Source organism: Falsihalocynthiibacter sp. BN13B15 (genome assembly GCF_041205415.1).
Classification (GTDB): domain Bacteria; phylum Pseudomonadota; class Alphaproteobacteria; order Rhodobacterales; family Rhodobacteraceae; genus Falsihalocynthiibacter; species Falsihalocynthiibacter arcticus.
Genome location: NZ_JBGFCE010000001.1, coordinates 484,905 through 506,608, shown reverse-complemented (window position 1 = coordinate 506,608; position 21,704 = coordinate 484,905). Strand labels below are relative to the sequence as shown.

Genomic DNA, 21,704 nt, shown 5'->3' with positions numbered 1-21,704 from the left:
CGCTATCAATGCCTAGAGAGCGCGATTCTGAGGAGGATCAACCATGGGTTTCACCCGGGTTTATGAAGCGTGGAAGAACGACCCCGAAACATTTTGGATGCAGGCCGCCGAAGGTATTGATTGGGTTAAAAAGCCAAGCAAAGCGCTCTTTGACGACAATGCTCCCCTGTATGAATGGTTCAAAGACGGACAAGTAAACGCGTGCTACAACGCCGTTGACCGTCATGTTGAGAATGGCCGCGCGGATCAAACCGCCATCATTTACGACAGCCCCATCACCCATACCAAACGCGAAATCACGTTCCTAGAGTTACGGGATCGCGTGGCCAGCTTGGCGGGGGCTTTGCGGGCCAAAGGTGTCGAAAAAGGCGACCGCGTCCTTATCTATATGCCTATGGTTCCAGAGGCGCTCGAAGCCATGCTTGCCTGCGCGCGCCTTGGGGCGATCCACTCGGTGGTCTTTGGCGGATTTGCAGCGAATGAACTTGCCGTGCGGATTGACGACGCAAAACCAAAAGCAATCATCGCCGCCTCCTGCGGGGTCGAGCCCGGACGGGTCGTCCATTATAAACCCTTGCTGGATGGCGCGATCGACCTTGCCACACACAAGCCTGATTTTTGCATTGTTCTTCAACGAGAACAAGAGGTTGCAAAACTCATCGAGGGACGTGACTTTAATTGGCACGGATTTCAGCATGGCATAGCCCCGGCAGAATGCGTTCCCGTTTCGGGCGATCATCCCGCCTATATCCTCTATACTTCCGGCACAACAGGCGCGCCAAAGGGCGTCGTTCGCTCCACCGGCGGACACCTTGTTGCGCTAAACTGGACCATGAAAAACGTCTACAACGTCGACCCAGGTGAAGTCTTTTGGGCCGCATCGGATGTTGGTTGGGTGGTTGGACACAGCTATATTTGCTATGGTCCGCTTGTGCATGGGAACACCACAATTGTGTTCGAGGGCAAACCAATTGGCACCCCCGATGCGGGAACGTTTTGGCGAGTTATTTCCGAGCACAAAGTCGCAAGTTTCTTCACTGCACCAACGGCTTTTCGTGCTGTAAAACGCGAAGACCCGACAGGGGAGTTTATCAAAAAATACGACCTCTCCTGCCTCAAAACCGTTTATTTGGCGGGCGAGCGGGCAGACCCAGACACCATCACATGGGCGCAGGAAAAGCTGAACGTTCCGGTGATTGACCATTGGTGGCAGACCGAAACAGGCTGGGCGATCGCTGCGAACCCTATGGGAATTGAGGAGCTACCGGTAAAACTCGGCTCTCCTTCGGTTGCGATGCCCGGCTATGACGTTCAGATTTTGGACGAAGGCGGTCACCCAATGCAGACGGGTGGATTCGGGGCAATTGCCATCAAGCTCCCCCTGCCGCCGGGGACCCTTCCAACGCTTTGGAATGCCGAAAAACGGTTTATGTCCAGCTACTTAGAGCACTTCCCCGGCTATTACGAAACCGGCGACGCGGGTTATATCGATGACGACGGCTATCTCTATATTATGGCGCGCACCGATGACGTCATCAACGTTGCGGGCCACCGGCTTTCGACGGGGGCGATGGAAGAGGTCTTGGCCAGCCATCAGGACGTTGCGGAATGTGCCGTTATTGGTGTTGCCGACGCGCTGAAAGGTCAAATGCCGCTGGGCTTGTTGTGTCTCAATTCAGGTGTGACACGTCCAAACAGTGAAATTACCGCCGAAATCGTCAAGCTGGTGCGCGAAAAAATCGGGCCTGTTGCGGCCTTCAAAACGGCAATTGTGGTTGAAAGATTGCCAAAGACCCGTTCGGGGAAAATTCTTCGGGCGACCATGGTTAAAATCGCCGACAGCGAAGATTTCAAAATGCCCGCAACCATTGACGATCCGGTCGTGCTCGATGAAATTCGGGTCGCTTTGCAAACCGTCGGTCTGGCGCAATAGGATTGGGCGGCCCGAAAGGGCCGTCCGCACCCCGCTAAACGAATTGCTCTCGGAGAAGACGCTCTTTTAGCCCATGCCCCTCATCAAAGAGAATGCGATGCTCAATGGTTGGATCGCTATAGATTTCAACCGACAAGACGTCCTGCTCGGAGCGACTGTCGGCGGCAACCATCACGGGGCGTTTTTCGGGTTCTAGCACATCAAAGCGAACTTTGGCCGCCTTTGGAAGCAAGGCCCCACGCCAACGCCGTGGACGGAACGCGGCCATCGGTGTCAAAGCCAAAACATCAGACCCAATCGGCAAAATCGGTCCGTGCGCCGAATAGTTATAGGCCGTTGACCCAGCCGGCGTCGACACCAAGGCCCCATCGCAAATCAGTTCCGAAAGCCGCACATGCCCGTCGACAGTAATCCGCAACTTGGCGGCCTGTGGCCCCGCGCGCAAAAGCGAAACTTCGTTGATTGCCAGCTGGTCGTGCTCCACACCTTCGGTAGAAACAGAGTGCATGCGCAGCGGATTCAGAATTTCTTCCTCGACCTGTCGCAGCCGTTCCTCAAGGTTGTCATCACTGTATTTGTTCGTCAGAAAACCAACGGTGCCACAGTTCATTCCGAAAACGGGCGTGTTCAAATGTTGTGTGGAATGAAGGGTTTGCAACATCATGCCATCCCCACCAAACACTACGATCACATCGCAGTCTTCCTCAGGGGCGTCGCCAAACTGGGCCTGAAAACGGGCAAGTGCCGCCTGTGAAATGTCGGTACCGTTTGCCTTGAAGTGAATTCTAGCGCTCATGTCATTCCCATTTTCGCCCACGTTTGCCCGTGCAGATCGGAAACACAAGACCAGATAGGAAATATTTGATCACACGAATTGATGTATATGGCGCAAAATATCATACAAATGCCGCGAAACAGGCTTTTGTGAAAGGCGCGAGACCGCTACAAGGCCTAAACATTTCACGCGCCATGGAGCCCACGATGACCGTAAACAGCAACGACCCAGGTTTTTTCACCGAAAGCCTTGAGACCCGTGATCCTGAAATTTTCGCCGTAACGCGCCAAGAACTTGGCCGCCAACGCGACGAAATCGAATTGATCGCCAGCGAAAACATCGTTTCCGCAGCCGTGATGGAGGCACAAGGCACCGTCCTAACCAACAAATATGCCGAAGGTTACCCGGGAAAACGGTATTACGGTGGCTGCCAGTATGTTGATATTGCGGAACAATTGGCAATCGATCGCGCGAAACAACTTTTTGGCTGTGAATTTGCCAACGTCCAACCAAACTCAGGCTCGCAAGCCAACCAAGGTGCCTTCACGGCCCTCATCAAGCCCGGCGACACCATCCTTGGGATGAACCTTGCCTCCGGCGGGCACCTGACCCACGGCGCAGCTCCAAACCAATCCGGCAAATGGTTCAACGCCATTCAATACGGTGTGCGCCTGCAGGACAACTTGATCGACTACGATCAAATCCAAGCCCTCGCCACCGAGCACCAACCAAAACTCATCATTGCGGGCGGGTCCGCGATTCCCCGTCAGATCGACTTCGTGAAGTTCCGCGAGATTGCCGACAGCGTCGGCGCCTATTTGATGGTTGATATGGCCCACTTTGCCGGCCTTGTTGCCGCAGGAGAGCACCCTTCCCCGTTCCCATACGCAGATGTCGTGACAACCACCACGCACAAGACTTTGCGCGGCCCACGCGGCGGGATGATCCTGACCAACGACGCGGATATTGCGAAAAAAATCAATTCTGCAATCTTCCCCGGCATTCAAGGCGGCCCCTTGATGCATGTGATTGCAGGCAAGGCCGTCGCCTTTGGCGAAGCGCTGCGCCCTGAGTTCAAAGCCTACCAAAAGCGCGTGCGTGCGAACGCGGTTGCCCTTGCAGACCAGCTTATGAAAGGCGGCTTGGACATCGTAACAGGCGGCACAGACACCCATGTTATGCTGGTTGATTTGCGCCCCAAAAATGTCAAAGGCAATGCCACAGAGAAAGCGCTGCAACGCGCCAACATCACAACAAACAAGAACGGTATCCCGTTTGACCCTGAGAAACCCTTCGTAACATCGGGCATTCGTTTGGGAACACCCGCAGGCACTACACGCGGATTCGACGAAGCTGAATTCCGTGAAATTGCCGATATGATCGTCGAAGTTGTGGACGGCCTCGCCGCAAATGGCGAAGACGGAAACCACGATATCGAAGCGGCCGTAAAAATCAAAGTCGCCGCACTCTGTGCGCGCTTCCCAATTTACGACAACCTCTAAGATATTGAAAAACGGTGAAGCCTTGCCTCCGCGCTAGGCTTCACCGACACGCCTATTTACAGATACCCACGCCAGACGAGTACTGTCGTAAAAAGCGCCGCTGGAATGAGAATTCCCAACGCTACCCCACTCAAAACACTTAGAAAAACATCTGTGCGGCGTTTGCTTTTGTCGATCCCTTTAAGGTGCTTGAGGCAATTTAGATACGACTTTTCAACCCGCCCAGAATCTACAAAACGCTGCAACTTCGGATTTTGCGAGGCTGCTGCCGCGCTCGCCAGAAATTCCGCGTCCTTGCGCACATGTCGCGGCAAAAGACGCCCACCACGCCGCAGTTTTCCGTCAAGCCCTGTGCCGCCAACGGACAGTTGTTTTTTCAAAAGGGTCGCAACCTCATCGGCGCAGTCTCGGGGGGATCTTGAATTCATAAATACCTCGTCGCAAGACCATACAGGCCAAAGGGATTCAGCTCAAGCCACTGGCCTAAAGGAATTTTTCGAGGTACAGAAAGATATGTTGAAAACCTATACACAGGGTCATTCAAGCGCCCTCCCGCCCCTCTTAATCGTGCACGGCCTGTTTGGATCGGCGCGCAATTGGGGTGTCATAGCAAAACGCCTCGCTGAGGACCGCGTTGTCCACACTGTCGATATGCGCAACCACGGCGAGAGTCCGCGATATTCATCGCAAAGCTATATGGATATGGCCGATGACCTTGCGCATGTCATCAACGACCTCGGCGCGCCCATGGATGTATTGGGGCATTCGATGGGGGGAAAAGCCGCGATGGTACTGGCGGTTCAATCACCTGATCTTGTGAACCGGTTGCTCGTCGCGGATATTGCGCCGGTTGCGTATTCTCATACGCAAATGCCCCTTATTGAGGCGATGCGGTCACTGGACCTTGCGCAGGTTGAGAAACGTTCTGATGCTGATCGTCTACTGCGCGATGCAATTCCAGAGGACGGTGTGCGCGCGTTTTTGCTGCAATCCCTTGACGTTAAGGCGCAGGAATGGCGTCTTAATCTGGACGTTTTGGCAGATCAAATGGATAGGATTCTTGGTTTTCCTGAGTTGACGGGCGTGTTTGACAAGCCGACGCTGTTTTTATCTGGCGGCGCATCAGAGTATGTTTTGCCCGCGCATCGCCCCCTCATTAAAGCGTTGTTTTCAAACGTCTATTTTGCCAAAATGCCCGACGTCGGGCATTGGCTGCACGCCGAAAACCCACGTGACTTTGAGGCCAGTATTCGGGCGTTTTTCAGCTAGCTTTAAAGATCTGCAATTTTCTTGGAAACAAAATAAGAGACCGGAAAACCCGCGACAAACCCAAGGGCGGCCGCGATCAAAATCGGGGACAGTGTATCGTTGCCTGTGACCAGTGCGATGATGACGCCGAGGCCCGCCATACTGGGGGCAATTATGGTAAACATCAGCAGTGTTAAACGGTTCATATCAGGCTCCTTTTGCGCGTCCTGCGGGGAACATTACGGGTTTTCTCGGAGCTTACCTTGATCTATGTCATCTAGCTCTTTTTTACAAATTCCGTCAGGATAACAATACGTTGCCCTTCTACGCGGCCTTCGATGTGGCCTGCGTTGTCGGACACGAGAGAGATGTTTCGTACCGCAGTGCCTTGCTTGGCGGTGAAGCCTGCGCCTTTTACGGGGAGGGCTTTGACGAGGGTGACTGAATCCCCTGCGGAGAGCACGTTTCCGTTGCAATCTTTGTGGATCAAGGTGGGGGTTTTGGCGCCGGCTTTGGCCCATTCTAGAGTGGCGTCGTCAAGGTAGAGCATATCAAAAAGGTCGTGTGCCCATGCTTCGGCTTTGAGGCGATCCAGCAAGCGCCAGACGAGGACTTTTACGGGTTCGTGCTCGCTCCACATGGCAGAAGTCAAGCAACGCCAATGACTTGGGTCGAGTTCACCGTCAATCTGTGCGCGGCATTTCTGGCAAATATGAGCCGACATGTGCACGGTGTTGTCGGAATTCGGGCCCACATCATGGACCCCCAAGGCGTCGCTTGAGCCGCATAATTCACATTGATCGCCGGAACGAGCTGAGAGGGCATTAAGGGGCATTGGGGGATCTCCAAGGGAACATTTTTATCCTCTATCTGTAGCAGAGCGACACTTGGTTTGCCAAGGGCACTCGTTAACGCGCCGCGCGTTGAAACAGGCGAAAGTTTAAAGTTTTTAAATACTCTGAGGGTCGATTTTTAAACTTTTTAAAGAGGGTAACGATGGTTTTTGAGGTGAATGCGACGGAGTTGCGGTGGGAAATGTCGCGGATTTTGGGTCAGGTTCAGCACGGCAAGAAAATTGCGGTGATCGCGATGCATGGCAAGCCTATTGGGGCGATTGTGCCGATGGAGGACCTGCACCGCATTTGGGAGAAACAGGACGACGAGACCCACGGGGAGCGCGACCCTGAAACGGGGAAGCGGCCGAGCGTGCTGATGACGAAATACGGGATTTGGTCGGATGCGCTGGCGGCGCGGATTCGGTGGGTGAAGGAGATGGGGGAATGACGTTTTGGTTTTTTGGGGGGCGCGGTTTGGTTTTGGTGAGGGGATTTTGGGGGTGAATGGTTTGAGGGGGGTGCAACGGGATTGGGATGCGGCGCACGATCCGAGGGGTGGAAGCGAAGCGCCCGCGCATTCTTGAAAACGGCGGGGGCGGATCGGGCGCTGCCTGATTTGGAAAATCAGGCAGTTAGCAACAGAACTAAAACACCTACACTTAGCCCCCCATTTTCCAGACCATGTCTATTGGAGCACGCCGTAGTGGATTTTTACTGTGGCGGAGGCGACACAGAACAGCATTCGAAGTAGGGTATAAATATGCGTATAATGAGGGTGGGGTGAGGCTCCATTCTTTTTGCACCACGCGAGCGAAAAGAGTGAAAAATAAGGCCAACTACCCATGAATCAAATCAAGTCGAGTGCCAAAAACGCCTCTGTGCCTATAGGTCAACGAAAAAAACCAGTGGATAACTCAAACAATTACGTTGCTGTCTCCATTGGCAAGGCTGTATTGTGTATTTAGCCCAGCAGGAGACACAATATATTGTACTCCGAATAGTTTCTAGCAACACGTTAGGTGCTTTGGGCTGTACACTCCCTTCCAAAAGGAATGTACCGTCGCATCGCGACAGAGCCGGCGCTGCTAGGGAAGAATTTCCAAACTCTTTCCCTAGCAGTCCACCTAAAATCATACAGGTTTCGTTGAAGAGCTCAACAGTTCTTGCAAGCTTAAGTGACAAATTCTCACATAAGCCATGAGAATAGAAAACCCCGCCAGAGGCGGGGTTAGGTATTAATCGTCCATTTTCAACGCATTGATAAAGGCTTGCTGCGGGATTTCTACTTTCCCGAATTGACGCATTTTCTTTTTGCCTTTTTTCTGCTTTTCGAGCAGCTTTTTCTTGCGGGTCATGTCGCCGCCGTAGCATTTCGCGGTCACGTCTTTGCGCATGGCAGAGAGGGTTTCGCGGGCGACGACGCGGCCACCGATGGCGGCTTGGATCGGGATTTTGAACATGTGGCGCGGGATCAGGTCTTTGAGTTTTTCAACCATAGCGCGGCCCCGTTGTTCGGCGCGATCGCGGTGGACCATGGTGGAGAGCGCGTCGACGGGTTCCTCGTTGACGAGGACGGTCATTTTAACAAGGAAATCTTCTTGGTAGCCGGTCATTTGATAATCAAAGGACGCGTAGCCTTTGGTGACCGATTTTAGACGGTCGTAGAAATCAAAGACAACTTCATTGAGCGGCAAATCATAGACAACCATGGCGCGGGCGCCCGCGTAGGTGAGGTCGAGTTGCACGCCGCGACGGTCTTGGCAGAGTTTGAGGACGTCGCCGAGATACTCGTCGGGCACAAGGATTGTGGCCTTGATGCGCGGCTCTTTGATGTGCTCGACATAGGTGAGATCGGGCATGTCGGCGGGGTTGTGCAGCTCCTGATCGGTGCCGTCTTTCATCAAGATATGATAGATAACCGAGGGCGCGGTGGTGATCAGATCGATGTCATATTCACGCTCGATACGGTCGCGGATCACCTCAAGGTGGAGGAGGCCAAGGAAGCCACAGCGGAAGCCAAAGCCCAGCGCGGCGGAGGTTTCCATCTCGTAGCTGAAGGAGGCGTCGTTGAGGGCGAGTTTTTCGATGGAATCGCGCAGGTCTTCGAATTCGGCGGCATCAACGGGGAAGAGGCCACAGAAAACAACGGGTTGCGCGGGTTTGAAGCCGGGGAGGGCTTGGGTACAGCCGCCTTTTTCATGGGTGATCGTATCGCCAACGCGGGTGTCGCGGACCTGTTTGATCGAGGCGGTCAGGAAGCCTATTTCGCCGGGGCCAAGTTCGTCGATCATGATCATACCGGGTTTGAAAACGCCAATGCGATCAACGGGATGGACAGAACCGTTTTGCATCATGCGGATTTTGTCGCCCTTTTTCAGGACGCCATCAATGATGCGCACAAGGACGATCACGCCGAGGTAGGAGTCGTACCAACTGTCGACGAGCATGGCTTTGAGCGGCGCGGAACGGTCGCCTTTTGGGGCTGGAAGGCGGGTGACGATGGCCTCGAGGGTTTCATGGATGCCTTGGCCGGTTTTGGCGGAAACTTGGATGGCGCCAGAGGCGTCGATGCCAATGACGTCTTCGATTTGCTCGGCGACGCGATCACAATCCGCCGCTGGCAAGTCGATTTTATTCAGGATGGGAACGATTTCGTGGTCGGCATCCAAAGCGTGGTAGACGTTGGCGAGGGTTTGGGCCTCAACGCCTTGGCTGGCGTCCACAACCAGAAGCGAGCCCTCGACGGCACGCATGCTGCGGGACACTTCGTAGGCGAAATCCACGTGGCCGGGGGTGTCGATCAGATTGAGAACGTAATCGAACCCGTCGTCCGCCTTGTAATTGATGCGCACGGTGTTGGCCTTGATGGTAATGCCACGCTCGCGCTCGATATCCATGCTGTCGAGCATCTGGGCTTGCATATCGCGCAGGGCCACAGTGCCGGTCTCTTGGATGAGCCGGTCAGCGAGGGTGGATTTACCGTGGTCAATATGCGCCACGATTGAGAAATTGCGGATTTTATCAAGATCAGTCATAGCGTTTGATATGCGGTGGAATTGTGGTCTGGTCAAGCGGGGTTGATCGTTTGGAGGGGCAGTTCGGCGTTATTTTGAACGAATTCTGGTGGGGGCGGTTCATTGCCTGCGATTCTAGCGGTTTTGGGACTTGGGCAATCAGGCGTAAAACCCAAATCCTGTGGCTTTTGGGCATATGGACCGCAATATATATGGAATTGATTTGCGATGAAAAATTTGCAATATTGTCAGGGTAGCAGGCCCAGTGATGATCCCGAAGAGGGCGGACTGAGCGAAATCAAACTATAGGCAATTCTTATGAAACCTTTTAAAATGGCCGTTCTAGCCCTTTGCATGTCCCCATTGGCGACAGTTTCCCTCCCCGTTTCAGAAGTTCACGCTGCAAAGACAATTGAGCGTGCATGTGTGAAATCGGAGCGCAAAGCCGCATCCAAACCCTTGTGCGGGTGTATTCAGGATGTTGCGGATATGATGCTTTCCCGCAGCGATCAAAAAACCGCAGCGAAGTTTTTTGATGACCCCCACAGGGCGCAAGAAATCCGCCAGTCAAACAATAGCAGCCACGAGAAATTCTGGCTTCGGTACAAAGAGTTCGGCCAAACGGCGGCCACATTCTGCAGGGGTTAAGCGGCTGATTTTAGGTGAATAAGGGCGCGATTTCCCACGCCCCTATCCCTGCCGTTTATTGCGAGACTTCGGGTGTTTCGTGATCCATTGAAGAGCGGTCGGCCTCGTCTTCTGGCGTGCGGTCATTGTCTACGGGAATTTCAACCGCGACATCGCCCGCGTTTTCAAAATGCAGGACGATTGAAACGGTCTCGCCATTTGCCAACCCCTTGTCCAATCCCATCATCATGACGTGATCGCCACCGCGTTTAAGTTGGTACATCCCATCGGCCGGAATCGCGAATCCCTCCTCCACATGCATCATTTTCATAATGCCATTGCCCATGTCCTTGTGGGTATGCAACTCAACGCGCGGAGCGATATCGGACGACACGCCAATAAGTTGGTCGGCCTCGCCCGTGTTCATAACTTCAAAAAACGCCGCGCCCGTTTTGGCGACGGGAGTCGCGGAGCGCGCATAGGCGTCGTGGATCAGGATTTCGGCACTTGCAGGCAAGGCAAAAGCGGCGATAAACGCGGCGGCGAGCGGCGCGCGTAGGGATAAAGTGAAAGACATAGAATGCCCTTTCGTAATGATTTTGGGGTGTTAGAGAGTTTTGACGAGGGGTGTCAGACCAAAGGTGGCGCACGCGGACTGTGGGCCTTGCTGCGCAAAGGGCGTGTGGGGAATGCCACCGAAACGCGCCGCAAGTCCGCAGATGTAAACACCATATCCGTTGTGAACGTCGACGCGGGCGCATCAAGAATGACGGCGGAAAGGAGGCAATCGGGACAGGTTGTGCGCGCCTCGACGGGCTGCCCCTGTGCATCAATTTGAACAACGCGCGGACCGTATCCCGTGCAAAGAACCATCTCGCCGACGGCTGCGCCCCGCATTTGCCCCATTGCGGTTGCCATGCTGGTCAAAACCATAACCAGCGCCAAAACAGCGGCAAGCATTGATGTGGATTTTGAACGAGGTATAAACATGCGCCAACTATAGGCCTCCCACTGGGGGAGGCAAAGCGACAAAACGGCGCGTAAGTGAAAAGCAAAAAGCCCCACCAAAAAGGTGAGGCTTTTAAAACTGATCATCCAGAGACTCACCTATTGGCAAGTGACTGAGCGATATTAGGCTGCTGTAGCTTGCGCTTTAGCGATGTCTTTTTTGACTTTCTGAGCGGAGATAGAAAGCTCAGTGTCTTTTGCTTTGGCAAGATATGCGTCCAGACCACCACGATGATCAACGGAGCGAAGAGCCGCAGCAGAGATTCTGAATTTGAACGTGCGACCGAGCATTTCGGACTGCAACGAAACGTCGTTCAAGTTCGGCAAGAACCGACGACGCGTACGGTTTTTAGCATGGCTGACATTGTTGCCAGACATAGGGCCTTTTCCAGTCAATTCGCAACGACGTGACATGATGTATTCCTCAGATCGTGGCCGATCACGGGCGTATCCCGATCTGTGGCCGATAACATAAAATGGGCATCCGAAAAGGGATACCCTGAATTCCGTCTGGGGCTGATACGCGGAATCACTGGGGCCGTCAAGCGGCTGGCGGGTTTGATTGCCCAGAATTCGTGCAAAAAGCGCCTTGGGGTGAATTATCTGCGAATTGTCAGTCTTTCAAGGCCCCAAGCACCGTGGCGGCGGCGGCAGATGGGGTGGACTCGCCGCGCTGAACGGCGTCCATTTCGCGCTCAAAAGCGGATTTCAGGGTAAAATCCTCGGTGAGTCGGGCCAAAAGGCCAGCTTCGACTTCTTCGCGAAACCACGCTGCCGCTTGAGCTGTGCGATTCTTCTGCCAGATCCCCGCCGATTTGCGCCATGCAATCAGCGCTTGGACTTCGGCCCAGATCGCGTCCAGCCCGTTTTCCTCAATGGCGGAGGCGAGCATGGCCTTGGGAAAGCCCTCAGGGTCTTGCTCGCGCTTGCGCAACAACATCAAGGCCCCCGCGTAATCGGCACAGGTACGTGTCGCGGCGGGCTTGAGGTCGCCGTCGGCCTTGTTGACCACAATCATGTCAGCGATTTCCATGATGCCGCGCTTCACGCCTTGCAACTCGTCGCCACCTGCGGGTGCCATTAGGAGGAGGAACACGTCCGATATGCCCGCGACCATGGTTTCGCTTTGGCCCACGCCGACGGTTTCGATGAGGATGATGTCAAACCCTGCGGCCTCGCAGAGGATGGTCGCTTCGCGAGTGCGGCGGGCGACACCGCCCAGACGGTTGCTGCTCGGGGTGGGGCGGATATAGGCGTTGGCTTCGCGCGCCAGCAGGTTCATGCGGGTTTTATCGCCCAGAATAGAGCCACCAGAGCGCGTCGAGCTTGGATCCACAGCGAGGACCGCCACGCGCAACCCCTGCCCCACCAGCATCATGCCAAAGCTCTCGATGAAGGTGGATTTGCCGACCCCTGGCGTGCCGGACAAGCCAATCCGAAGAGCTTGTCGGGCGGGTTGGGGTCCGGCGGCGCGCAGTGCATCGAGCAAGGCAAGCGCCTCTACACGGTGGCTGGGCTTGGCGCTTTCAATCAAGGTGATCGCCCGCGCAAGGGCGCGGCGATCCCCGTCAAGCACCGATTGTGCGCGTTCTGTAATAGTCTGTGCGCTCAATTGGCAGCCTTTCGCCGGTTTTCGTAACGCGATATAGTCATGATATTGGATAACAATTCCTTTTACCCCATCTTTTTGACATACCTTGAGTAAAGACAAGAAGGAACACTCATTTCATGCGGACATTCAATTTACGCCTTATTGCAGCCAGCCTTGGCGTGGCGACTCTGCTGGCGATCGGCGGCACCACCGCGCAGGCGCAAGCAGAAAACGGCGATTTCAAGCTCTATATCGGCGGCATCCCTGCAGGGCAGCTGACAATTAGCGCTCAAAACAATGGCAAGGCCTATCAGGTTGCGGGCTACGTGCGCAGCACCGGTCTTATCGGCTCGCTTGTAAAGGTCAGCTACAAAGCACAGGTCAAAGGCGCGGTGAAAAACGGCAAACTCAGCCCACAATCCTATGCCGAACAGGCCGACACGGGGCGGCGCGAACAAAGTTCGCAGTTGAATTACAAAAACGGCGTGCCGCAAGTTCTCAAGCTTGATCCACCACGCACCAAGCGGGACTATGATGTAAATCCCGCGGGGCAAAAAGGCACGCTCGATCCGCTCTCCATGATCTATAGCGCTTTGCGGAACGTGGAAGAGAGTGACGCCTGTACCTTGAATCAGAAGATGTTTGACGGGCGACGCCTGAGCGAAATCGTACTCGGTGCTCCAAGCAAGAACGGGAACGAAATTTCCTGTAGTGGGGTTTATCGCAGGCTCGGTGGCTTCTCCCCCGAAGACATGCAAGAACGCACCGACTTCCGCTTCACCTTGACCTATGGGGCCTTAAGCGACGGCCGCTATGGTGTTCAGCGCATCAGTTCTGAGTCCCTTTTTGGCAAGGTCGTCATCAAACGAAAGTAACGACGTGCGCCACGAAAAACTGCCTATAGATGACGCCCTCCCTGCGCTGGTTGCGGCCCTCCGAAGTGAGGGCCGTGTCGTTTTGCAGGCCCCTCCTGGGGCGGGGAAAACGACACGCGTTCCTTTGGTGCTTCTGGAAGCTGGCCTCGCGGATTTGAGCGAAGGTGGGGGCCGTATTCTCATGCTCGAACCGCGCCGTTTGGCCACCCGTGCAGCGGCGGAACGGATGGCGCAATCCTTGGGCGAGAAGGTTGGCCAGACCGTCGGCTATCGAATCAAAGGCGAGAGCGTTGTCGGCCCCGCCACGCGCATCGAGGTCGTGACCGAAGGCATTCTGACGCGGATGATTCAGTCGGACGCGGAGCTTTCCGGCGTGTCCGTCGTGATCTTTGATGAATTCCACGAACGCAGCTTGAATGCCGATTTGGGGTTGGCGCTGGCTTGGGAAATCCGCGGCGCGTTGCGGCCCGATCTCAAACTTGTGGTCATGTCCGCCACGTTGGATGCCGCCCCCGTCGCCGCTCTGCTTAACGACGCACCGATTGTCACCTCGGAGGGGCGGGCCTTTGCCGTCGAGACCTTGCACCTACCCAAACCTCTTGCCAAAACCATCCGTTTTGAACAGGCCTCCGCGGATTTGGTTGCGCAGGCGGCCCAAGAAACCGAGGGCGGCATTCTGGTTTTCCTCCCCGGCGAGGGCGAAATACGGCGCGTCGCAGGGCTACTTGCGGGACGCGTTTCTTCCGACATCACCATCCATACGCTTTTTGGCGCCATGAGTTTCGCCGATCAACGCGCCGCAATTTCCCCCGCAAAATCGGGGCGAAAGATTGTTCTGGCCACCTCCATCGCCGAAACCTCCCTCACCATTCAGGACATCCAGGTCGTGGTTGATTGTGGCCGCGCGCGCCGTGCGCGGTTTGATCCCAATTCTGGCATGTCGCGCCTTGTGACCGAGCCCGTGTCCCGCGCCGAAGCAGAACAACGCCGTGGCCGCGCGGGGCGGGTCTCTGCTGGCACATGCTATCGACTTTGGACCAAGGGCCAAGAGGGCGCCCTGCCCGCCTTTGCGCCCGCCGAAGTCGAAGCCGCAGACCTGACCTCGCTTGTGCTTGAACTTGCCCTTTGGGGGGCCGCCTCACCAGACGAGTTAGCGTTTCTCACACCGCCGAGTGCGGGTGGCTTTGCCGAGGCAAAACGGCTCCTGCTGGAGTTGGGCGCGCTGGACGTAAGCGGCAGAATTACACCGCATGGCCGTAAAATCGCCGCCCTTCCCGTACATCCGCGACTTGGACATATGCTCCTTTTGGGCGGCGCGGCGGGTGCACCACTGGCCGCGCTTATTGCGGGCCGAGATCCCTTAAGGGGTGGTCCCTCTGACGTAAACCTACGCTTGAAAGCGATCGAAAACCCGACCGCGTTCCAACGCGCACATCCTTACACGCTTCATCGTGCGACCATCGAAACCCTACGAAGTGACGCCAAAGCGTTGGCGCGGCTGGTATCACATATCAAACATTCGGGGGCGAAATACTCTTCGGCTGAACTGGCCTCTTTGGCCTATCCAGATCGCATTGCATTGCGTCGATCTGGCTCCGCGCCCCGGTTCCTTTTGTCCGGCGGTAAGGGCGCAATTATGGACGACACAGACCCTCTGTCAAAAGTGGACCTCTTGGTCGCCACCGATTTGGACGGCACTCTTCATGAGGCGCGCATTCGTCAAGCGATCGCCCTGCCCGCGTCAAGCCTGCGCAGGCTGTTTGCCGATCAAATTCAATGGCAAAATACCTGTCGATGGTCACGCCGAGAGAAAAAAGTAGTCGCACGGCGAGAGGAGCGTTTGGGGGCGTTGGTGTTGACGGATCAGCATTGGAGCGACGCGCCAGAAGGCCAAATTGCCCAATCCGCGCTGGAGGGGATTCGCGAAATCGGCCTACCGCACACTGCGGCCTCGGATCGCCTTCTTGCGCGGATTGCCCTGTTTGAATCGGATGGCTTTCCCGTGACGGAAAGCCAAAGCCTTTTGGACAGCGCCGAGACATGGCTTCTCCCCCATCTACTGGGCCTCAAAACCGAGGGACAACTGCGGAATTTCGATCCATCCGAAGCCCTGCGCCAAATGCTGACGTGGGAGCAAACCCAAACCCTTGACCGCCTCGCGCCCGCGAGTTTTGTGACGCCGCTTGGGAATAAAGTGCCGATTGACTACGCGGGAGAGGCGCCCGAAATCGCCGTGCGTTTGCAAGAAATGTTTGGCGTTTCGCAGCATCCAACGGTTGGCCCTACGCGCATCCCTTTGCGAATCACTCTTCTTTCGCCCGCACGCAAACCCTTGCAAACAACGGCGGATCTTCCGGGGTTTTGGGCGACATCCTATGTGGATGTGCGAAAAGATATGCGGGGGCGCTATCCGAAACATCCGTGGCCGGACGACCCGACGCAGGAAAAACCAACCCTGCGCGCCAAGCCTCGGAAGTAGGCAAACGTTGCCTTTTACTTAAAATTAACGTATATTTAGCAAAAATAATAAAAACGAGGCGAGTAGAATGACGAATGCACTCAAGAAAGCTTGGGCAGAATACGTGTCCCCAATATTCAAACGCCCCGCGCGGGTTCAAGTTGCTGCGCTTTGCTATCAGGGCAAGGGAGTGGACAAACGCGTCCTTTTAATTACCAGCCGCGATACGGGCCGCTGGATTTTACCAAAAGGTTGGCCCATTGACGGACTCGATGCGCCCAACGCTGCGATGCAGGAAGCTTGGGAAGAAGCGGGCGTCAAAGGCGAAGTCAACAGCACCCCCATCGGGCAATTTTCGTACGAAAAGTCGATGGATTCCGGTGGAATTTCTTGGTGTGATACGTCCGTATTTGAAATGACCGTGACGGAAATTTGCGATAAATTCCCTGAAGCTGATCAGCGCGAACGCAAATGGGTGACGCCAACGGAAGCGGCGAATATGGTTCAAGAACCAGAACTAAGTGCTATTTTGGCGGCATTGTAACAGTTTCTCGACAAAACTCTTGATCCACTCGGCTGCGACGTTTAGCGCTTCCGCAACGTAGCCGAGGGGTAACACATGTCGGATTCTCCAAAGACCAACCAGTGGCAGACGCTGGACAAAGACCTTAACCGGATCAGCCAGCTTGAGTCCGCGACCGCATATGTGTCGCGGCCGTTGGTGGCCCCAGGTATCGCACTCGCCTTTATTGCGCTGACCATCATTACCGCCGCCATTTTCTTTGACGCCACTTCGTCCAATTTCGTTGTCATCGCTGCGGCAGGTTTTGGCGCGTATATGGCGATCAATATCGGAGCCAACGACGTCGCGAACAACATGGGCCCAGCGGTTGGCGCCAACGCCCTGACTTTGGGATCTGCCATTGTTATTGCTGCATTTTTCGAGAGTGCGGGAGCCTTGATAGCGGGCGGAGATGTTGTTTCAACGATCTCAAAAGGGATTATCGACCCCGCGAGCTTTACGGACACCAAAGTATTCATCTGGGCCATGATGGCCGCCCTCATCAGTTCGGCGCTTTGGGTTAACCTTGCGACCTTCGTTGGAGCACCTGTTTCCACCACCCACTCTGTGGTTGGCGGCGTTATGGGCGCGGGTATCGCGGCGGCTGGCTTTTCTGTGGTGAATTGGCCAACGATGGGAACAATCGCGGCAAGTTGGGTAATTTCTCCGGTTTTGGGCGGCGCAATCGCGGCGGCGTGTCTGGCATTTATCAAAGCGAAAATTATCTATCAGGACGACAAAATCGCAGCAGCGCGCAAGTGGGTGCCTGTTTTGATGGGAGTCATGGCGGCGGCTTTTTCGGCGTATCTTTCGCTTAAAGGCTTGAAAAAAATCATCGAAATTGACATCGGCATGGCGTTGTTGATTGGCGCGGGTATCGGGGCAGTTGTTTATGTTGTTTCTGCGCCGCTGATCAAACGCCAGTCTGAAGGGCTTGAGAATCGCAACAAATCCCTCAAGGCGCTTTTTGCGGCCCCCCTCGTGATTTCGGCCGCCATGCTATCGTTTGCGCATGGGGCCAATGACGTTGCGAATGCGGTGGGGCCATTGGCGGCCATCGTCCACGCTGCTGAATTTGGCGACTTTTCGTCGAAGGTTGAAATTCCCCTTTGGGTTATGGTGATTGGGGCGCTTGGCATTTCGTTTGGTCTCGTGCTGTTTGGTCCAAAACTCATCCGCATGGTGGGCAGCCAGATCACCAAGCTCAACCCGATGCGCGCCTATTGCGTTGCCCTTTCCGCTGCGGTCACCGTAATTATCGCCAGCTGGTTGGGCCTGCCTGTGAGTTCAACGCATATCGCAATTGGCGGAATTTTCGGCGTTGGATTTTATCGCGAATGGAGTACGGAACGTCGCCTTGCCAAGAGCCGCGAAACGCGCGCACCAGAGAAACGCATCGCGGTTGAGGAGCGGCGTCGGCGCAAATTGGTGCGTCGCAGCCACTTTATGACAATCATCGCGGCATGGGTGATCACCGTGCCCGCAGCCGCGATAATGTCGGCTGGAATCTTCTACTTCCTCAACTTCGTCATTGGCTAAAACAAGAACGCCGAGAGTCTTACAAGACACTCGGCGCTTCAATTAGATGTGGGAATGACCCTTATTTACTTAGGGTTCATCGCCCATGGTCCGTGATGAGCACCCGGTTGATCAACCCGTTCAAACCCATGCGCCCCAAAGAAATCTCGTTGCGCTTGCACCAAATCCGTCGTGCCGCGCGCTTGGCGCATCGTGTCGAAATAGGCCAAAGCGGCGGAGAACGCAGGGGTCGGTTGGCCATTCATCGCAGCGGAGGCAACCACACGGCGCAATGCCGCGGAACCTGCGATCAGGCGTTTGGCAAAGGCAGGCGCAAGGATCAAGCGCCCTTTGGGCATGTCACCACGGAAGGCGGCCGAGATGTCGTCAAGCAGGGCTGAACGAATGATACAACCTGCGCGCCAAATTTCGGCGACCCGCGCCATATCCAAGTCCCATTTATAGGTTTCGGATGCAGCCGTTAGGATGTCAAAGCCCTGTGCATAGGCCAAAATTCGCGCGGCAAGGAGTGCCTCGGCGAGATCTTCTTCGCTCACAGATGCGCCGCCTTCAGGGGTAACTTTCAGGATTTCAGCTCCCGCTTCACGCACGTCTTTGACCGCAGACCAACTGCGTGCGCCGACGGCGGCCTCAATCGTGGAGGCGGACTGTCCAAGGCCAAGGGCTTCGATCACCGTCCAACGGCCCGTGCCCTTTTGCCCAGCACGGTCGAGGATAATGTCGACCATCGCTTTGCCGGTTTCAGCGTCGACGGAACCAAGTGCTTTACCTGTGATTTCAACGAGGTAGCTCTTGAGATCACCCTCGTTCCAGCGGTCGAACAAGGCCCCTGCTTCGGCTGCGGATTTCCCCTGTCCGTCGCGCAAAATACCCCAAACTTCGGCGATCAATTGCATGTCGGCATATTCGATACCGTTGTGAACTGTTTTTACAAAGTGACCCGCGCCATCGGGGCCAAGATGCGCGGCACAGGGGTCGCCTTGATATTTCGCGGCGATTGCCATGATGATCGGCTCAATCGGGGTGAAGCTTTCGACGGGGCCGCCGACCATGATGGACGGGCCGAAACGCGCGCCCTCTTCACCACCAGAAACGCCCATGCCAATGAAGCGGAGCCCTTCGGCGGCAAGGGCTGCGTCGCGGCGACGGGTGTCGTGGAAGTTGGTGTTGCCAGCGTCAATGATGGTGTCGCCTTGGTCGAGATAGGGCTTCAGGGCCTTAATTTGATCGTCAAAAGCTTGTCCTGCGGGCACCATCAAAATGATCGCGCGGGGCGTTTTGAGGGATGCGACGAAGCTTGCGATATCATCGCATCCAACAAGGTTTTTAGCCAAATCTCCGGCGTCGCGCGTAAATTCCGCGACGCGGGAAACTGTGCGGTTCGTCACCGCGATTTTATAGCCATTGTCCGCGATGTTGAGCGCAAGCGCGCTGCCCATTGTGCCAAGTCCAATCAAGCCAATAGCGGCCATATCCCCATTATCCGACATGTGATGTCCCTTAAATCTGTGGTCGTGTTTGCGTTAACGACCACAAATAGGACTTTAAACGCCAAGACACCAGCGCATCACGGCTTTTTGTGCATGAAGACGGTTTTCGGCCTCATCAAAAATCACCGATTGCGGGCCGTCCATGACCTCGTTTGTCACCTCTTCTTCGCGGTGAGCCGGAAGGCAGTGCATAAACAAAGCGTCACTTTTTGCGTTTTCCATCAAGGCCGTATTCACCTGATAGGGGTAAAGCAGGTTGTGGCGACGTTGGCGCGCGGACTGGGGATCGTGCATGGAAACCCATGTATCGGCGACCACGAGGTCGGCTCCTTCGACGGCTTTTTCAGCATCGCGTTCGATCTCGATTTTCACGCCTTTTGCCCGCGCCGCGGCGATGAATTCCGCTTCGGGATCAAGTTGTTCGGGGCCCGAGAATGTAAGATCGAATCCAAACTGGCCCGCGGCATGGATGAAGGAGGCGGCGACGTTGTTGCCATCGCCCATCCAAACGACTTTCTTGCCTTTGATCGGGCCGTTGTGCTCCTCAAAGGTTTGGATGTCGGCCATGATTTGGCAAGGGTGTGTGCGATTTGTCAGGCCGTTGATCACCGGTACAGAGGCGTTTTCGGCAAGCTCCAAAAGGGTGGATTCCTCAAACGTGCGGATCATGATCAGATCGACGTAGCGCGAGAGAACGCGGGCGGTATCGGCGATGCTTTCGCCGTGGCCGAGCTGCATATCACTGCCAGACAGAACCAGCGTTTGGCCGCCCATTTGGCGCACACCCACGTCAAAAGAAACGCGCGTGCGGGTTGAGGGTTTTTCAAAGATCAGCGCGACCATTTGGCCCGCGAGGGGTTGTTCAGCGTCAAGGGTGCCCTTTGGCAGGCCAGCGCGCGCTTTTTTCATTGTGTGCGCTTGTTCAATCATCCCCCGCAAATCGGCGGGATCAGTTTTGTGGATATCGAGAAAATGGTTCATTTGTAATTCCTTAGCGAGCCGAGGTTGCTTAGAGCAAGGCGTTTTCGATCGTTTTTGCTGTGGCATCCAGGCGCGCGAACGCTTGGGCGATATCTTCGTCGGTGAGGTTTAGCGGGGGGAGCAGGCGGATGACATTATCGGCAGCGGGCACGGTGATAACCTCGTTTTGGTAACCAGCAGCAACAACGTCACCAGGGGCGGGTACACATTTGAGGCCGAGCATGAGGCCCATTCCGCGTACCTCGGTGAACACGTCAGGATGGGAGGCAACAAGCCCCTCAAGGCCCTGCCGTAAGAGGTTCGCTTTGCGGTTAACCTCGGCGAGGAATTCGGGTGTGTTGATTTCGCGCATCACGGCATTTCCGACGGCGCAGGCCAAAGGATTGCCGCCGTAAGTCGATCCGTGCGTACCAGCGGTCATGCCGGAGGCGGCATTTTCGGTAGCGAGAACCGCACCAATCGGGAAGCCGCCGCCGATACCTTTGGCAACCATCATAATGTCGGGGGTAATCCCCGCCCATTCATGCGCGAAAAGGCGACCTGTGCGGCCCATACCGCATTGAACTTCATCAAGAATAAGCAGAATTCCTGCCTCGTCACAGATCGCGCGCAGGGCCTTGAGGTCGGCGTCGGGAAGCACGCGAATGCCGCCTTCGCCTTGGATGGGTTCAATCAGGATTGCTGCCGTTTTGTCGGACAGTGCCTCTTTGACGGCCTCAGTATCGCCGAAAGGTAGATGGACGAATCCAGCCACAAGGGGGCCAAAGCCCTTGGTCATTTTTTCCGATCCCGCCGCAGCAATACCTGCCGCGGAACGCCCGTGGAACGAGCCGTCGAACGTTAGGATTTCGACACGTTCAGGTTCGCTTTTATCAAACCAATATTTCCGCGCCATTTTCACGGCGAGTTCACAGGCTTCGGTACCCGAATTGGTGAAAAACACGGTGTCGGCGAAGCTGGCTTCGACCAAAGCATTCGCCAGCGCGGTTTGTTGGGGGATTTCATAGAGGTTGGAGGTGTGCCACAGGTTTTGCGCCTGCTCGGTCAAGGCCGCAACAAGTGTGGGGTTTGCATGGCCCAAAGCGGCGACAGCGATCCCTGCCCCAAGGTCCAAGAATCGGCGTCCGTCAGCTTCAATCAACCAAGCGCCTTCGCCTTTAACGAAGGTAAGGGGAGCGCGATTGTAGGTCGGAAGAACGGATGAAATCATCGGGTTGGTCCTTGTAAAAGAGACTTTGGTGCCGCATGGGCACAGGCATGTCAAG

21 protein-coding genes are annotated in these 21,704 nt (G+C 55.5%); 9 read left to right on the top strand and 12 right to left on the bottom strand.

All coding sequences use genetic code 11. The annotated features are described in order from the left end of the window. Nucleotides 1-43: 43 nt before the first annotated feature. Complete coding sequence (gene prpE, locus AB9F26_RS02475; RefSeq protein WP_369767197.1) at nucleotides 44-1,933, top strand: propionate-CoA ligase PrpE; 1,890 nt, start codon at nucleotides 44-46, stop codon at nucleotides 1,931-1,933. 34 nt (nucleotides 1,934-1,967) lie between these two features. On the opposite strand, the gene AB9F26_RS02470 is transcribed toward prpE, so the two are convergent. Further along, on the bottom strand, nucleotides 1,968-2,729 hold the full coding sequence (locus tag AB9F26_RS02470; RefSeq protein ID WP_039002712.1) for an NAD kinase: 762 nt from the start codon (nucleotides 2,727-2,729) through the stop codon (nucleotides 1,968-1,970). 185 nt (nucleotides 2,730-2,914) lie between these two features. Here AB9F26_RS02470 and glyA point away from each other — a divergent pair, with 185 nt between their 5' ends. Beyond that, nucleotides 2,915-4,210, top strand: coding sequence for a serine hydroxymethyltransferase (glyA, locus tag AB9F26_RS02465; protein ID WP_369757581.1), 1,296 nt, complete (start codon nucleotides 2,915-2,917; stop codon nucleotides 4,208-4,210). 56 nt (nucleotides 4,211-4,266) lie between these two features. On the opposite strand, the gene AB9F26_RS02460 is transcribed toward glyA, so the two are convergent. Beyond that, nucleotides 4,267-4,638 (bottom strand): hypothetical protein, encoded by a 372-nt coding sequence (locus AB9F26_RS02460; RefSeq protein ID WP_369757580.1) that lies wholly within the window; start codon nucleotides 4,636-4,638, stop codon nucleotides 4,267-4,269. Nucleotides 4,639-4,723: 85 nt separating this feature from the next. Between AB9F26_RS02460 and AB9F26_RS02455 the strand changes: the two genes are divergently transcribed. Beyond that, nucleotides 4,724-5,479, top strand: a complete 756-nt coding sequence (locus AB9F26_RS02455; protein WP_335584968.1) for an alpha/beta fold hydrolase — start codon at nucleotides 4,724-4,726, stop codon at nucleotides 5,477-5,479. A 2-nt stretch (nucleotides 5,480-5,481) separates the two neighbouring features. Here AB9F26_RS02455 and AB9F26_RS02450 read toward each other — a convergent pair whose 3' ends face one another. Beyond that, entirely contained in the window at nucleotides 5,482-5,664 is a 183-nt protein-coding gene (locus AB9F26_RS02450; RefSeq protein WP_335584969.1) for a CTP synthetase, read from the bottom strand. A gap of 71 nt (nucleotides 5,665-5,735) precedes the next feature. Then, on the bottom strand, nucleotides 5,736-6,293 hold the full coding sequence (locus AB9F26_RS02445) for a PhnA domain-containing protein (RefSeq protein WP_369767196.1): 558 nt from the start codon (nucleotides 6,291-6,293) through the stop codon (nucleotides 5,736-5,738). A 161-nt stretch (nucleotides 6,294-6,454) separates the two neighbouring features. On the opposite strand from AB9F26_RS02445, the gene AB9F26_RS02440 reads away from it, so the two are divergent. Further along, nucleotides 6,455-6,742, top strand: coding sequence for a hypothetical protein (locus tag AB9F26_RS02440; RefSeq protein ID WP_335584970.1), 288 nt, complete (start codon nucleotides 6,455-6,457; stop codon nucleotides 6,740-6,742). Nucleotides 6,743-7,529: 787 nt separating this feature from the next. Here the strand turns inward: AB9F26_RS02440 and lepA are convergent. Further along, on the bottom strand, nucleotides 7,530-9,329 hold the full coding sequence (lepA, locus tag AB9F26_RS02435; RefSeq protein WP_369767195.1) for a translation elongation factor 4: 1,800 nt from the start codon (nucleotides 9,327-9,329) through the stop codon (nucleotides 7,530-7,532). A gap of 297 nt (nucleotides 9,330-9,626) precedes the next feature. Between lepA and AB9F26_RS02430 the strand changes: the two genes are divergently transcribed. Further along, entirely contained in the window at nucleotides 9,627-9,956 is a 330-nt protein-coding gene (locus AB9F26_RS02430) for a hypothetical protein (protein ID WP_369767194.1), read from the top strand. A 55-nt stretch (nucleotides 9,957-10,011) separates the two neighbouring features. Here AB9F26_RS02430 and AB9F26_RS02425 read toward each other — a convergent pair whose 3' ends face one another. The 4 genes from AB9F26_RS02425 to meaB all read right to left on the bottom strand — a co-directional run bounded on the left by AB9F26_RS02425 (nucleotide 10,012) and on the right by meaB (nucleotide 12,555). Continuing rightward, nucleotides 10,012-10,512: a copper chaperone PCu(A)C gene (locus AB9F26_RS02425; RefSeq protein WP_369767193.1), complete on the bottom strand. Its 501-nt coding sequence runs from the start codon at nucleotides 10,510-10,512 to the stop codon at nucleotides 10,012-10,014. Between the two features lie 53 nt (nucleotides 10,513-10,565). Then, entirely contained in the window at nucleotides 10,566-11,030 is a 465-nt protein-coding gene (locus AB9F26_RS02420) for a hypothetical protein (RefSeq protein ID WP_369767192.1), read from the bottom strand. Between the two features lie 36 nt (nucleotides 11,031-11,066). Continuing rightward, the gene (rpmB, locus tag AB9F26_RS02415; protein WP_039002721.1) at nucleotides 11,067-11,357 is read right to left on the bottom strand and encodes a 50S ribosomal protein L28; all 291 of its coding nucleotides are present in this window, start codon (nucleotides 11,355-11,357) and stop codon (nucleotides 11,067-11,069) included. A gap of 199 nt (nucleotides 11,358-11,556) precedes the next feature. Beyond that, the gene (gene meaB / locus AB9F26_RS02410) at nucleotides 11,557-12,555 is read right to left on the bottom strand and encodes a methylmalonyl Co-A mutase-associated GTPase MeaB (protein ID WP_369767191.1); all 999 of its coding nucleotides are present in this window, start codon (nucleotides 12,553-12,555) and stop codon (nucleotides 11,557-11,559) included. A 116-nt stretch (nucleotides 12,556-12,671) separates the two neighbouring features. Between meaB and AB9F26_RS02405 the strand changes: the two genes are divergently transcribed. From AB9F26_RS02405 to AB9F26_RS02390, 4 genes are all read left to right on the top strand, one after another. Next, on the top strand, nucleotides 12,672-13,409 hold the full coding sequence (locus tag AB9F26_RS02405) for a DUF3108 domain-containing protein (RefSeq protein WP_335584976.1): 738 nt from the start codon (nucleotides 12,672-12,674) through the stop codon (nucleotides 13,407-13,409). Continuing rightward, nucleotides 13,348-15,888 carry an ATP-dependent helicase HrpB gene (hrpB, locus tag AB9F26_RS02400; protein ID WP_369767190.1) on the top strand — a complete coding sequence of 847 codons (2,541 nt, stop codon included), beginning with the start codon at nucleotides 13,348-13,350 and terminating at the stop codon, nucleotides 15,886-15,888. The genes AB9F26_RS02405 and hrpB overlap by 62 nt, the downstream gene beginning before the upstream one ends. 67 nt (nucleotides 15,889-15,955) lie before the next feature. After that, nucleotides 15,956-16,411 (top strand): NUDIX hydrolase, encoded by a 456-nt coding sequence (locus tag AB9F26_RS02395; RefSeq protein WP_335584978.1) that lies wholly within the window; start codon nucleotides 15,956-15,958, stop codon nucleotides 16,409-16,411. A gap of 75 nt (nucleotides 16,412-16,486) precedes the next feature. Continuing rightward, complete coding sequence (locus AB9F26_RS02390; RefSeq protein ID WP_039002724.1) at nucleotides 16,487-17,968, top strand: inorganic phosphate transporter; 1,482 nt, start codon at nucleotides 16,487-16,489, stop codon at nucleotides 17,966-17,968. Between the two features lie 65 nt (nucleotides 17,969-18,033). Here the strand turns inward: AB9F26_RS02390 and gndA are convergent, their stop codons facing one another. Genes gndA through AB9F26_RS02375 form a run of 3 tightly spaced genes read right to left on the bottom strand, consistent with a single transcriptional unit; the run spans nucleotide 18,034 to nucleotide 21,649 of the window. Further along, nucleotides 18,034-19,458: an NADP-dependent phosphogluconate dehydrogenase gene (gene gndA / locus AB9F26_RS02385; RefSeq protein ID WP_369767189.1), complete on the bottom strand. Its 1,425-nt coding sequence runs from the start codon at nucleotides 19,456-19,458 to the stop codon at nucleotides 18,034-18,036. A gap of 54 nt (nucleotides 19,459-19,512) precedes the next feature. Then, nucleotides 19,513-20,439 carry an ornithine carbamoyltransferase gene (gene argF, locus AB9F26_RS02380; protein WP_369767188.1) on the bottom strand — a complete coding sequence of 309 codons (927 nt, stop codon included), beginning with the start codon at nucleotides 20,437-20,439 and terminating at the stop codon, nucleotides 19,513-19,515. A gap of 28 nt (nucleotides 20,440-20,467) precedes the next feature. Next, the gene (locus AB9F26_RS02375; protein ID WP_369767187.1) at nucleotides 20,468-21,649 is read right to left on the bottom strand and encodes an aspartate aminotransferase family protein; all 1,182 of its coding nucleotides are present in this window, start codon (nucleotides 21,647-21,649) and stop codon (nucleotides 20,468-20,470) included. Nucleotides 21,650-21,704 lie beyond the last annotated feature (55 nt).